This window comes from Pseudomonas sp. A39 (genome assembly GCF_058145955.1).
On the sequence record NZ_JBYVMD010000082.1, the window covers coordinates 1 to 12,433 of the forward strand.

Annotated in this window: 13 protein-coding genes; 2 read left to right on the forward strand and 11 right to left on the reverse strand. The window is 64.2% G+C overall.

The genetic code is table 11. From position 1 onward, the window contains the following. Positions 1 to 401: 401 nt before the first annotated feature. The 8 genes from ubiT to AC3ZU9_RS30405 all read right to left on the reverse strand — a co-directional run bounded on the left by ubiT (position 402) and on the right by AC3ZU9_RS30405 (position 7,034). Positions 402 to 869 carry a ubiquinone anaerobic biosynthesis accessory factor UbiT gene (gene ubiT / locus AC3ZU9_RS30370; protein WP_490091741.1) on the reverse strand — a complete coding sequence of 156 codons (468 nt, stop codon included), beginning with the start codon at positions 867 to 869 and terminating at the stop codon, positions 402 to 404. Beyond that, complete coding sequence (locus AC3ZU9_RS30375) at positions 863 to 1,753, reverse strand: U32 family peptidase (RefSeq protein WP_102060752.1); 891 nt, start codon at positions 1,751 to 1,753, stop codon at positions 863 to 865. Before AC3ZU9_RS30375 ends, ubiT begins: the two co-directional genes overlap by 7 nt. Before the next feature lie 10 nt (positions 1,754 to 1,763). Then, positions 1,764 to 2,759: a ubiquinone anaerobic biosynthesis protein UbiU gene (gene ubiU, locus AC3ZU9_RS30380; protein WP_102060753.1), complete on the reverse strand. Its 996-nt coding sequence runs from the start codon at positions 2,757 to 2,759 to the stop codon at positions 1,764 to 1,766. 9 nt (positions 2,760 to 2,768) lie between these two features. After that, positions 2,769 to 3,995 (reverse strand): molybdopterin molybdotransferase MoeA, encoded by a 1,227-nt coding sequence (locus AC3ZU9_RS30385; RefSeq protein WP_102060754.1) that lies wholly within the window; start codon positions 3,993 to 3,995, stop codon positions 2,769 to 2,771. Further along, positions 3,992 to 4,546 carry a molybdenum cofactor biosynthesis protein B gene (moaB, locus tag AC3ZU9_RS30390; protein ID WP_490091742.1) on the reverse strand — a complete coding sequence of 185 codons (555 nt, stop codon included), beginning with the start codon at positions 4,544 to 4,546 and terminating at the stop codon, positions 3,992 to 3,994. Before moaB ends, AC3ZU9_RS30385 begins: the two co-directional genes overlap by 4 nt. An 84-nt stretch (positions 4,547 to 4,630) precedes the next feature. After that, positions 4,631 to 5,278 (reverse strand): pyridoxamine 5'-phosphate oxidase, encoded by a 648-nt coding sequence (gene pdxH / locus AC3ZU9_RS30395; protein WP_064052249.1) that lies wholly within the window; start codon positions 5,276 to 5,278, stop codon positions 4,631 to 4,633. A gap of 133 nt (positions 5,279 to 5,411) precedes the next feature. Further along, the gene (locus tag AC3ZU9_RS30400) at positions 5,412 to 5,834 is read right to left on the reverse strand and encodes a hypothetical protein (protein WP_064052251.1); all 423 of its coding nucleotides are present in this window, start codon (positions 5,832 to 5,834) and stop codon (positions 5,412 to 5,414) included. Between the two features lie 9 nt (positions 5,835 to 5,843). Further along, positions 5,844 to 7,034, reverse strand: a complete 1,191-nt coding sequence (locus AC3ZU9_RS30405) for an NnrS family protein (RefSeq protein WP_490091743.1) — start codon at positions 7,032 to 7,034, stop codon at positions 5,844 to 5,846. A 227-nt stretch (positions 7,035 to 7,261) separates the two neighbouring features. Between AC3ZU9_RS30405 and AC3ZU9_RS30410 the strand changes: the two genes are divergently transcribed. Together AC3ZU9_RS30410 and AC3ZU9_RS30415 are read left to right on the forward strand one after the other, a co-directional pair. Then, positions 7,262 to 7,981, forward strand: coding sequence for a Crp/Fnr family transcriptional regulator (locus AC3ZU9_RS30410; protein WP_490091744.1), 720 nt, complete (start codon positions 7,262 to 7,264; stop codon positions 7,979 to 7,981). Then, entirely contained in the window at positions 7,978 to 8,169 is a 192-nt protein-coding gene (locus AC3ZU9_RS30415; RefSeq protein WP_122811161.1) for a protein DnrP, read from the forward strand. The genes AC3ZU9_RS30410 and AC3ZU9_RS30415 overlap by 4 nt, the downstream gene beginning before the upstream one ends. Here AC3ZU9_RS30415 and AC3ZU9_RS30420 read toward each other — a convergent pair. The 3 genes from AC3ZU9_RS30420 to AC3ZU9_RS30430 all read right to left on the reverse strand — a co-directional run bounded on the left by AC3ZU9_RS30420 (position 8,163) and on the right by AC3ZU9_RS30430 (position 11,935). Continuing rightward, complete coding sequence (locus AC3ZU9_RS30420; protein ID WP_102060759.1) at positions 8,163 to 10,004, reverse strand: nitric oxide reductase activation protein NorD; 1,842 nt, start codon at positions 10,002 to 10,004, stop codon at positions 8,163 to 8,165. The two genes, AC3ZU9_RS30415 and AC3ZU9_RS30420, sit on opposite strands and share 7 nt — an antisense overlap. Before the next feature lie 65 nt (positions 10,005 to 10,069). Then, positions 10,070 to 11,491, reverse strand: a complete 1,422-nt coding sequence (locus AC3ZU9_RS30425; RefSeq protein ID WP_122811159.1) for a cbb3-type cytochrome c oxidase subunit I — start codon at positions 11,489 to 11,491, stop codon at positions 10,070 to 10,072. A 3-nt stretch (positions 11,492 to 11,494) separates the two neighbouring features. Then, on the reverse strand, positions 11,495 to 11,935 hold the full coding sequence (locus tag AC3ZU9_RS30430; RefSeq protein ID WP_064052256.1) for a c-type cytochrome: 441 nt from the start codon (positions 11,933 to 11,935) through the stop codon (positions 11,495 to 11,497). Positions 11,936 to 12,433: the final 498 nt, after the last annotated feature.

The following is a 12,433-nucleotide window of genomic DNA, read 5'->3' on the forward strand; positions in this document are numbered from 1 at the left end:
GCCCCCTCCCACATTTGGACCGCGATCGACAGACGCAACTCCGGTCGGCTTTAAGGCCGCCGCGTTTGCCTTTGCTCCACACCACTCAGGTCGGCTACCAGGCCGCCGTGCTCTTGCTTTTGATCTTGATCTGGGGCGCCCCGTCAAACACGCTGGCCGGAATTCGGCAGGGATTTGGGGGGTAAACCGGCAGGGATGCCGGTTTAGCCGCCCCGCGCCATGGATGGCGCGTGGCGGCGGCCCCCCAAATACCTGTCGGATTACGGGCACACCGAGCGTGAGCGAGGTGCCGAGTGTTGGGGCAAGAGCCTTTTGGTTACTTTTGGGCTCCTTCAAAAGTGACCCGCCGTAAGGGCGGAACCCCTACCAGCCGTTACCTAAACAACGGATCTGCCCACAGTTCAAACCGCCCCCCCCCGCCCCGCCCGCTCAAGCCCCTGCCACAACCAAACCGGCAACACATCCGGATCCAGACTGTCTATCAAGTTCTTCAACCCCAACCCCAACTCCGTATCCCCCTCGATCACCAACCGCCGCCGAAAAAACAACGTATCCGGATCTTCCTGCCGGCTGGCCAGCAGCAAAAACTCCCGCCAATTGCCACTGATGGTCACCTGGGCCTGCGCCTGCGAGGCAATCCGCAATCCCTCCCGCCCCAAGGTCAGGTACCAGCACAACCCCAAATCAGGAATACGCAAACACATCCAGCGTCCCCGCAACAACTCAAACCCACCCTCACGCAAAGGCTCGGCCAAACAGCGGTTGAGACCCTGCTGCAAGGCCAGACGCTGCACTGCAAACGGCACACGCCGTATCAACGGCAACAACCGGTCAGCCCCCTTGAGCAACCATTGCTTGCGACTCAACACAACCCCACCTCCTCAACCCGCAACATGCCGGCCTGGCCATGCCAGTAACCATTGCAGCCATCCACAAACAGTGGCGGCGTGGCGCCCTGGCGTACCTGGTCGAAGGCGCGCACCACGTCGGTCATGCCCTCGGCCCGAGGGCTCAGGCGCAGCAGATCAGCCCCACACGACACCAAGCCAGGGTAGTCGGCCAGCAAGTTAGTGACATCGGCCGACAGGGTCTGAATCCCGTTCAAGGTGAACAACGCCTGCCCTTCCTGGCTGGTCAAGGCCATGCCGTCCGGGTAGTTGATGCAGCAGAACTGGCAGTCATCCTTCGGCCGGTTTTCTGCACGCGCGGTGAAGCAGCGGGCTGAGTACGCCAGGGGCAGATGGCCGTAGGCGAAGATCTCGACTTCGGGCAACGGCCGCCCCAATTCACGCACCTGTTCCAGCACGTCGGCGATCAGGCCGTGGGAACATTCCACCGGCGGCACCCAGCGTTGCATGCCCGCGTCGAGCAATTGCACCAAGGCATGGCCGTTGTAGAGGTTGAGCGCCGGGCCGCCGACGAAGGGCAATTTGCGTTCGATCAGCAACTGCACCGCGCCCATGTCGTTGGCTTCGACCAGCAACTCGCCGTTGTCGCACAGGCGGCGCAGGCTCGACAGTTCCGAGGCGGCTTCGATCAAAGTCAGGCTCGACAGCACGATCTGCGCCGAGCTGCAGGCCTGCAATTCACGGCCCAAACCCAACCATTGATCCAGGTTGAACGCGCGGCGTTTGGAGCACACGGTTTCGCCCAGGTAGATCACGTCCAGGGGCAAGCTGGCCATGTCCGCGTAGAAGCGCCCCAGGTGTTCCTTATCCCAATAAAACAGCACCGGTCCGAGGCTGAGTTTCATCTGTGTGTCCTCACTGCCAAGCACGATGGTAAGCACCCAGGGTGGTCTGGCTGCCTTCGGAGAGTCCGGCCAGCACCTGGCGCCATTGGTCCTTGACCACAAAGTTGGCGGGGCTGCTGCGGTGGGCGTCGAGCGCGGCGCGCCAGACGCGGGTGACTTGTTCCACATAGGCCGGGCTGCGTTGCCGGCCTTCGATCTTCACCGCCGCCACACCGATGGCGCTGAGTTCGGGCAGCAGGTCGAGGGTGTCGAGGCTGGTGGGTTCTTCCAGCGCATGGAAGCGCTTGCCGCCCACCAGGAACCGGCCTTTGCACAGGGTCGGGTAGCCGGCGGGCTCGTTGGGGGTATAGCGGTCGATCAGCACTTCGCTCAGGCGTGCGCTGAGGCCGTCGGCGTCGTCGCTCCAGCGTACCGCCTTGGCCGGTGAACACACGCCGCACAGGTTGGGCGACTCGCCGGTGATGTAGGACGACAAGTGGCAACGCCCTTCGGCCATGATGCACAGGCTGCCAAACCCGAACACTTCGATGGGCACGCTGCTGCTGGCCGCCACCTGCTTGACCTGGGCCAAAGACAGCACCCGTGGCAGCACCGCGCGGCGGATGCCGTAGCGTTCAGCGTAGAACTGCAACGCCGCCGCATGGGTGGCCGAGCCCTGCACCGACAAGTGCAGAGCCAACTGTGGATGGCGCTCGGCGGCATAGCCGAGCACGCCGGGGTCACCGGCGATCAGCGCGTCGACGCCATGGTCGGCGGCGCGGTCCACCGCACGTTGCCAACGCGGCCAGATCTTCGGTTGCGGGTAGGTATTCACCGCCACGTACAGCTTGCGCTGGTGCTGGCGGATATGGGCGACGGCGGCGTCAAACTGCTTGTCGTCCATGTTCAACCCGGCGAAATGCCGGGCATTGGTGTCATCGCGAAACCCTACGTACACCGCATCGGCGCCTTGGCGCACGGCGGCTTTCAGCGCAGGCAGGTTACCTGCCGGGCAGACCAGTTGCATGGTGGCTCCTCAGTGGAAATCGGCAAAGGACAGGAACGGCACCGCCGCGCCTTTGAGCACCTGTTGCTCGCGCTCGACGATCACCAGGCCATCGGCCCAACAAGCCGCGACGAGCATCGCCGAGCTTTGCTGGGGGTGCAGGACCGCACGCAATTGCCCATCGCTGCCAGGGCTCAAACGTGCGCGCAAATACTGGCGGCGCTTGTTGGGTTTGAGCCATTCAAAACCGGCCGGCACACTGATCGGTGCCGGCAACACCTGCTCGACGCCCTGGGCCCGCAGCAGGAACGGGCGCACCACCACCAAGCTGGTGACCAGCGCGGCGGTGGGATTGCCCGGCAGGCCGATCCAAGGTTTACCGGCCACTTGGCCGAACGCCAGGGGTTTGCCGGGCTGGATCGCCAGGCGCCAGAAATCCACGTTGCCGAGTTCCTGAATGGCCTGTTTGAGGTGGTCCTCCTCCCCCACCGACACGCCGCCGGTGGTCAGCAGCAAGTCGCATTCGGAGGACGCCAGCGCCAGTGCATCGCGACTGGCTGCCAGGGCGTCGGCCATCACGCCGTAATCGTGCACCTCCACGCCCCAACCACGCAGCAACGCCGCGACGAGGTAACGGTTGCTGTTGTAGATCTGCCCAGGCGCCAGTGACTCACCCGGTTCACGCAATTCGTCGCCGCTGCTGAGCAGGCACACCCGCAGCGCTCGATAGACCTTCACCCGCGGGATGCCCGCCGCCGCCAGCAGGCCGATTTCCTGGGCGCGCAGACGCTTGCCCGCCCCCAACACGCACTGCCCGCGTTGCAGCTCCTCGCCGCGCTTGCGCACGTGGTCACCCAGGCGCAGCGGTGGGCACCAGATGCGCTGGCCATACACGCGGCAGCGCTCCTGCGGGATCACGCTGTCGGCGCCGACGGGCAGCGGCGCACCGGTGAAGATCCGCATGGTTTGCCCAGCTTGCAACGGCACCTCGCTACTGTGCCCAGCAGCGATGCGTCCGGCCACTTCCAGGTAACCGCCCTGCTCCGGCACGTCAAACGCGCGCAGGGCGTAACCGTCCATGGCGCTGTTGTCCCAACCCGGCAGGTCAAGGGGCGAGAACACGTCCTCGGCGATCACCCGCCCGAGGGCCTGGGCCAGGGGAATGACTTCGGTGGACGGTGGCGGTGGCGCCTGGGCGAGCAATTGCGCGATGGCCTCCTCCACCGGCAACAGGTCGCCGCTGTCACACACGCTCATGACCGCGCCTCACACGCGCCAAGCGATTGATCGCTCTGAGGCTTGAGGTGCGGCGCGAAGTTGCACGGGCCGGTGCGACTGTCCAACTGGCCAAGCAGAATCTGGTCCCAGGCCGTGCGACAGGCGCCCGGAGAGCCGGGCATGCAGCACACCAGCACACCGTTGCTGATGCCGGCCAGGGCACGGGATTGCAGGGTCGACATGCCGATTTCCGCCAGGGACACCTGGCGGAACAGCTCGCCGAAACCGTCCACGGACTTGTCCAGCAACGGCATCACGGCCTGGGGCGTGTTGTCCCGAGCGGTAAAACCGGTGCCGCCGGTCATCAGGACCACTTGCACCTGAGGGTCGGCGATCCACTGCGAGACGCGCGCGCGGATCTGGTAGATGTCGTCCAGCACAATGCCGCGGTCGATCAACACGTGGCCGGCACGTTGCAGGCGGTCCACCAGGGTTTGCCCCGAGGTGTCGGTGTCATAGGTGCGCGTGTCGCTGATGGTCAGTACCGCGATATTCAGCGAGACAAAACTGCGTTGGGTCAGATGGGCCATGATCAAGGCTCCAGGCGTGAAGAAAGTTGCACTCAGCCTGCGCCGCAATGGGCGCAGGGCCTATTCCTCGGAGGAGGTATGCCGTTAGGGGGCCAGGCGCGTGCACTGCCAGTGGCCGTCGTGCAGGCGGTAGTCGAGACGGTCATGCAGGCGGTCGGGGCGGCCCTGCCAGAACTCGATGCGCCGGGGTTGCAGGCAATAGCCGCCCCAGTTGTCGGGCCGTGGCGGCTGGCGCCCGGCGAAGCGTTGCGTGACCTCACGCAAGCGGCTTTCCAGCTCGCTGCGATGGGCCAGGGGTTGGCTCTGTGGTGAAGCCCAGGCGCCCAACTGACTGGCGACCGGGCGCGCGTCGAAATAGTCATCCGACAGCTGCGCCCCCGCCTGCACCACCGGGCCCTCAATGCGCACCTGACGCTCCAGGCCCGGCCAGAAAAACGTCATGGCCGCATGGGGATTACTCGCCAGTTCCTGGCCCTTGGCGCTGTGGTAATGGCCAAAAAAGATAAAACCCTCGGCGCTGAACCCCTTGAGCAAGAGGATGCGGCAATGGGCATGTCCTTGGCTGTCCACCGTGGCCAAGGCCATGCTATTGGCCTCGGCCGGCGGCACTTCCGTCTTGCGCGCCTGGCCCAGCCACTGGCCGAACAGCACCAACGGATCCGCCTGCGCGTTCTCGTCACGCAAGCCATAGAGGGTGTAGTTACGGCGCAATTGCGCAAGGGACAGGGGCATGACGCGATCCTCCAGAAAGTTCGCCACAGTGTGGGAACTACTGCTGCGTTATCCCTTGACCGCGATCAACAACCGCCCGCGGCATGACGCCGCAGGGCGACGGGTATTGTGTCTGTCGAACTCGGCGAGTTGATCAACGCAACATCCACTTCGCCAGAATCACGATCACTACCATGTGCCCCAGGATGCTGCGCCGGATCCACAGCGCTCTCCGGGGGCTCAAGCACTTGTGCGACAGCCAGTACGCGAGCAACAGGTAATGCCCGATGATGCTCAGGGCCAGCAGGACTTTCAGGCTCAACATCAACCCGAAGCGGCTGTTCCAGGCGATGCCCCAGTAGTGCCACGCCAGGCCGAGACCCGCGCCGTACAGCACGATCACCACCAGGTGCAGTACCCGCCGCGAACGCCGGGCGATGGCCTGCTCGGAGGTAAACTGCGCCGACCAGGCCAGTTCCTCTCGGGCGCTGTGCCAGATCACCACGTCGAAAAACAGCGTGCCGATAAACGCGATGGCCGCCAGCAGATGCACAATCAACAACCAGGCATACAGCATGTGTGTCTCCTAACCGGGATGCCCGTCGACCCGCGCCAGCCACAGCATCGGCCCGTAGCGCCACAGGTACAGGCCCAGCCCAACAGTCCAGCACAGGCCCGCCAACCACAAGGCCGCCAACGGCCAGGCCAACACCAGCACGACGCGGCACACACAGGCCAGGTTCAGCAGCGCAAAGGCCAGGGTCATCCCGCCCGGCGGCTGCAAAGGCCGGCCGGTATGGCCGAGGCTGACCCGCGCGATCATCGCCAGGATCAACCCGGCCATGGCGCCGATGGTCAGCGCATGCACCGCCAGGCTGGGATTGAGCGGCGCGCCGAAATGCCACAGCGCCATGCCCAGGCACGCCACGGCCAGCCAGGCATACGCCAGGTGCAACGACCACAGCAGCGGCACGCGCCACAGGCCGCGGTCATGCCAGCGCGCCAGGCGCAGCAGATGCCCCAGGCCCAGCGCGACAAACAACGCGCCGCTCCAGGGGGTTGGAAACAGGGCCAAGCCGCTGGCGTAGAGCAGCGCCACCAGGATCGAGCCGCCGAGCAGCAAGCGGTCCAGCCAAGGCCAAGGCTTGACGGGGTCAACCCGGCCCAGGCCGCGCTGGGTGAAGAACGGAATCACGCGGCCACCGATCAGCCCCATCATGGCGGCCACCAGCCACAGCCCCGTCAGCACCGACAGGCGCTGCCCGCCTTCGTCATGGCGCCACAGCCCGTATAGCGACAACCCATCCGCCACGGCCAGCAACACCAGCACCAGCACAATCGGGTAGTTACGCGTCTGCCGGACCTTCCACAGTGTCCAGCCCATCACCCCGGCCACGGCCAGCGGGAAGCTCAGTTCCAGCAGCGCCAGCAGCGGCCACGGCACGTTGAGCAGCCAGCCCAGGCGCGCGGCCAGCCACAAGGCCGCCAACAGGGCCAACGGCGTGCCGCTGAGGCCGGGGCGACCGGTCCAGGTTTGCACCGCCGTCAGCAGGAACCCGGCGATGATTGCCAGCCCGAAGCCGAACAACAACTCATGCCGGTGCCACGCCAGCCAACCCCCGGCGGGCTGCCAGGTGCCGGTGGCGCCGCTGAGGGCCAGCAGCCAGAGGGGAATCGCCAGCGCCGCCAGCAGGCAGGCGCCGAGGAAAAACGGCCGAAAGGCCAGGCGAAACAGCGGTGTTATCGACATCGCTTTGCGCCGATCCAGTACGTGCATGCCAAGGCTCCTCAATTCATCACTGCGCTGATCTTGCGCTTATGCGCGCGCGTTGCCCTTGTCGCAGATCAAGTCGCGGCCCGTGCCGTAGGCGTACCCTCACCGGCATCATCCCCGTTTAACCTGCGCCATGGAGCCATGATGAAAAACGCCTGCGTCCCGCTTGCCTGGTTTGTGATCCTGGGTTCCATGCTGGCAGCGGCCAGCGGCCTGTCACTGGTGCTGATATGAACGCCGCGCTGCCACCGCTCAAGGATGTGCACCGCGTGTTGCATCGCGTGCACCATCAGATCCTGCGCAGCCACCACCTGTTCGAGCCCATGGACGAGGCGCAATTGAGTGAGCTGATGAGCAGCAGCCAGTTGCTCAGCGTCGACAAGGGTGAGCCGCTGTTCCGCCAGGGCGAGCCCGCCGATGCGTTCTATTTCGTGATTGCCGGTGCGGTGAAGATCTACCGCCTGACCCCGGACGGCCAGGAGAAGGTGTTTGAAGTGATCGGCGAGCGCCAGACCTTCGCCGAAGCGATGATGCTGATGGACACTCCCAATTATGTGGCGTGCGCCGAAGCGGTGTGCCCGACCCAGCTGTATCGCCTGTCCAACGCCACGTATATGCGCCTGCTGCACAGCAACAGCCGCCTGACGTTCGCCCTGCTGGGCAAGCTGTGCGTACGCCTGCACCAGCGGGTCAACGAGATCGACACGTTGTCGCTGAAAAACGCCACCCACCGTGTGGTGCGCTACCTGCTGACCCAGTTGATGCACTTGCCGGCAGACGAAACCCACTTCGAACTGCCGATGGCCAAGCAACTGATCGCCGGGCACTTGTCGATCCAACCGGAGACGTTTTCGCGGATTATCCGGCGCTTGATCGACGAGAACATCATCACCCAGGACGCGCGCCAGATCGCCATTCTCGACCGGCAACGCCTGGAACAATTCGAGTGAAAACCTGCCTGTATTGCCAACACCGCAATGCCATGGAGCGCGACAGCTGCGAAGGCTGCGCCATGCCGTTGCCCGAAGCCGAGGCACGCGCCCTAGCGCGACGGTTAATCCGCTTCCAATGGTGTTGCCTGGGCCTCACGCTGTTTTGCATCGCGATGTTCTTCTGGCTCCCCCGGGATATCTACTGACGTTCAGTGAGCTGCCGGTACAGCTGGGGCAAGCGCTGGGGCAACTGCTCCGGCTGGCGGATCAGGGTGAAGCCATGGGCACCGAACAGGTACGGCAGGTAGTTGCCGGCCTGTTTGTCGATGGTGATGCAGAACGGGATCAAGCCCTGTCGCCGCGCCTCTATCACCGCTTGGCGCGTGTCTTCCACGCCATAGCGGCCCTCGTACAGGTCCAAGTCATTGGGCTTGCCATCGGTGAGTAACAACAGCAGTTTGCGCCGTTGCTTGCAGGTACCCAGCAGCCGGGTGGCCTGGCGAATCGCGGCGCCCATGCGTGTGTAGTAACCTGGTTTAAGCCCCTGGATCGCACCGCGAATGCGGTCGTCGTAGGGCTGGTCGAACGACTTGAGCACCTGCAAACGCACCTGGTGCCGACGCAGGGACGAAAACCCGTACAGCGCAAAACGATCGCCGGCGCCTGCCAGGCTTTCGCCGAACAACAACAGGCTGTCGCGAATCACGTCGATGACTTTTTGCGTGTCGTTCAAGTGCGCGTCGGTGGACATCGACAGGTCCGCCAGCAGCAGGCACGCCAGGTCGCGGTGGCTGTGGCGTTGCTCCATGAACAGGCCGCGTTCGGCACAGGCGCCGTGTTGGCGCTCCACATGAAAATCCAGCCAGGCCTGCAGGTCGAGTTCGCTGCCCTGGGGTTGCTGGCGCAGCCACTGGCGGTCGGTGCGCAGGTGCTGGAATTGCCGACGCAGGCGCTGGGCCTGAGCGTGCAGCCGCGCGGGCAAGGGTTGCGGCGCATCGAGGCGCGGATGCATCGGCTGCAGGTTGACGAAGTCGTCCAGCAGGCGTTGTTGGCGATAGTCCCATTCGGGCAACTTGATGCCTTGGCCAAGGGGGATGTCGTCGACGTCGGCCGGTGGCAGGTCCAGGTGCAGCTTCAAGCCGCCGCTCTTGCGCACACGCTGGCGTGACAGGCTCAGTTGGTCGAGGTCTTCGGCGACGCGGGCAGCGTCAGGGTCTTGGCTGTCGTCGGTCCAGCGGTCGAGGTCGACGTGTTCGGTCCAACTGAACAGGTTTTCCAGCCGCACCACCAGCAGGCCGCCGTCACGGCTGTTGTCGTCCAGCCGGGTCGCGCGTTTAGGCGCGCCGTGTTGCTCGCCGGGCGTTGTCGACAGGTCGTCGCCTTCGTCGTCCAGGTCTGCGCTTTGTGGCGCGTCCAGGTGCAGCGGCGGGTACAGCCACAACGGCAACGGCCACGGGGCGCGCTCGCTGCGCGGCAGGTTGCGCACGCTGCCGGGTTCGCGCAGGGCCTTGCGCAAGGCTTTCTCCAGGGCCGCTTCGTCGGGGCGCAGGCTGGCGGGGTCGGGGCGCAGTGCGATATGGGCGTGCACCAGGCGCCGGTAGCTGGGCAGCAGGACCGGGTAGCGTTGCAACAGCAGCCAGGTCCAGCGCTGGTTATCCCGCGCCCAATGGGTCATGGGGCCCGACTGCGCGGCGAGCAGCGCCAGCCAGCGGTACAGTTCCTGGTTGAGTGCAGCCTCGGGAAATACCGCCAGGCTGGCCGGCAAACGCAAGCGGCTGCCGTCACAGGAGGCCAGTGGCGCGTGCCTGCAGGTGCCGGCGATGCGCATCAGCAGGTTGCGGCGCAGCAACACATCGCGCTCGCCGGCCGCCTCCAGGGCGATGCCACCGGCACCGCCGAGGGCACGAAACAGCAGCGCCAGGCTGCGCTGGCGGTCGGCTAACTGCACCTGCGCCTCGGGGAAGTCCACGCGGGCGCGCCGTGTGATGAAGCGGTGCCAGGCGCTGCCGACCCACTCTTCGAGTTCCAGGGTAAAGGCCATGGGGGTTGCTCCAAACGTAAAACGGCCCGCTGTACCAGCCGGGCCGCCCTCTTGGGGATTGACGATCAATACACAATGGGCGCCGGCGCACCGGCCACACTGCGCCGTTGCCGGAAGCTGTACAGGTAGCAGAGCAACCCGAGCAGGAACACCACGCCGCTGGCCAACCGTGCCCAGAACAATGCGGTCAGATGTTCCACCGTGGCCATGAACGGCAGCGCCGCTCCGTCCACGGGCCAGCGTTGCAACCACACCTGCACCACGCCGGCGGCGGTGAGGAATAGGGTAATCATCACCATCGACAACACCATCAGCCAGAAGCCCCAGATTTCGATGGTCTGCGAGCGCGCATCCGGTGCTTCACCGAGGCCGCGCAGGCGAGGCATGGCGTAGCTGATCAAGGTCATCACGATCATGGCGTAGGCGCCGAAAAACGCCAGGTGACCATGCGCCGCCGTGAGCTGAGTGCCGTGGGTGTAAAAGTTGACCGGTGCCAGGGTGTGCAGGAAGCCCCACACCCCGGCGCCGAAGAACGCCGTCACCGTGGTGCCCTTGGCCCACAGCGTGGCCGCGCGGTTGGGATGCTGGCGCCGCCGCCGTTTGACCATGGTGAAGGCGAACATCACCATTGCCAGGAACGGCAAGGGCTCCAAGGCGGAGAAAATCGAACCGACCCATAACCACACTTGCGGCGCACCGATCCAGAAAAAGTGGTGCCCGGTACCGATGATGCCGGTGATCAAGGCCATGGCGATGATCACGTACAGCCACTTCTCCACGACTTCGCGGTCGACGCCGGTGACCTTGATGAGTACGAACGCCAGCATCGAGCCCATGATCAATTCCCACACGCCTTCCACCCAAAGGTGCACCACCCACCACCAGTAAAACTTGTCGCGCGCCAGGTTGCCGGGGTTATAGAACGAGAACAGGAAAAACACCGCCAGGCCGATCAGCCCGGTCATCATCACCATGCTCACGGTGGTCTTGCGGCCCTTGAGCAGGGTCATGCCGATGTTGTAGAGAAAGCCCAGGCACACCACCACGATGCCCATTTTGGTGATGGTGGGTTGCTCAAGGAATTCACGGCCCATGGTCGGCAGCAGTTCGTTATGCGTCAGCTTGGCCAGCGCCGCATACGGCACCAGCAGGTAACCGAGGATGGTCAACACCCCCGCCACGGCGAACACCCAGAACAACAGGATCGCCAGTTTCGGGCTGTGCAACTCGCGATCCGCCTCCTCGGGCACCAGGTAGTAGGCGGCGCCCATGAAGCCGAACAGCAGCCACACGATCAGCAGGTTGGTATGGACCATCCGCGCCACGTTGAAGGGGATCAGCGGGAACAGAAAGTCACCCACCACGTATTGCAGGCCCATGATCAGGCCAAACAGCACCTGGCCGACAAACAGCATCAAGGCAAACACAAAATAGGGTTTGGCCACGGCCTGGGATTGGAACTTCAGATAGGGATTGGCGCTGCGCATGGCTCAGCCCTCCTTGTTCGGTGGCCAGTTGTTGGTGTCGATCTTCGAGCTCCATTTGAGGAACTCGGACAGATCATTCACTTCCTGGTCATCGAGGTTGAATTGCGGCATGGCCCGCCGTCCTGGCACACCGAGGGGTTGCATCTTCATCCAGGCGTGCAGGAACGGTTTGAACCCCTCTTCCCCGCCCCGACGCTGGAACACATTGCCCAGCTCCGGCGCAAAGTACGCGCCCTCGCCCAACAGGGTGTGGCAGCCGACGCAGTTATTGCGCTCCCACACACCCTTGCCCCGCACCACCGATTCGGTGAGTTGGTCGGCGTTGCTGCGGGAGGGAAAGGTTTGTTCGGTGTGGTAGGTCAGGGCCAGGAAAATCAGGAAGAAGAACACGCTTCCTCCGAAGTAGATATTCCTGGCCATGCCCTTGGTGAAGGTCTCTGACATGGTCGTCTTCCTCATGGCTTGGCGGGGGTCATGATAGGAAGGTGAGGTGGGAAAAGTGCTTGATGGCGATCAAGAAGATTGAGTACAAAGGCTCTTGCCCCAACACTCGGCACTAAGATCAAGATCAAAATCAGGCTGATATCTACCTGATGTATGGAGATCAAACTGTGGGAGGGGGCTTGCCCCCGATGGCGGTGTGTCAGCTAATGCATCTGTCACTGCCCCACTGCTATCGGGAGCAAGCCCCCTCCCACATTTAACCGAGATCGACAGTTAGAAACCGGTCGGCTACCAGGCCGCCGTGCTTTTGATCTTGATCTGAGGCGCTCCGTCAAACACGCTGGCCGAACGCAGGCTTTGGAGCGTGGGTAACCCGGCAGGACGCCGGGTTAGCCATGACCTAAACAACGGATATGTACCCAACCCCCCCAACAAACAACACCAACAAAACCGCCCACCCCAACACCATCCCCCGCCACCCCCAAGGCCCCTGCCGCA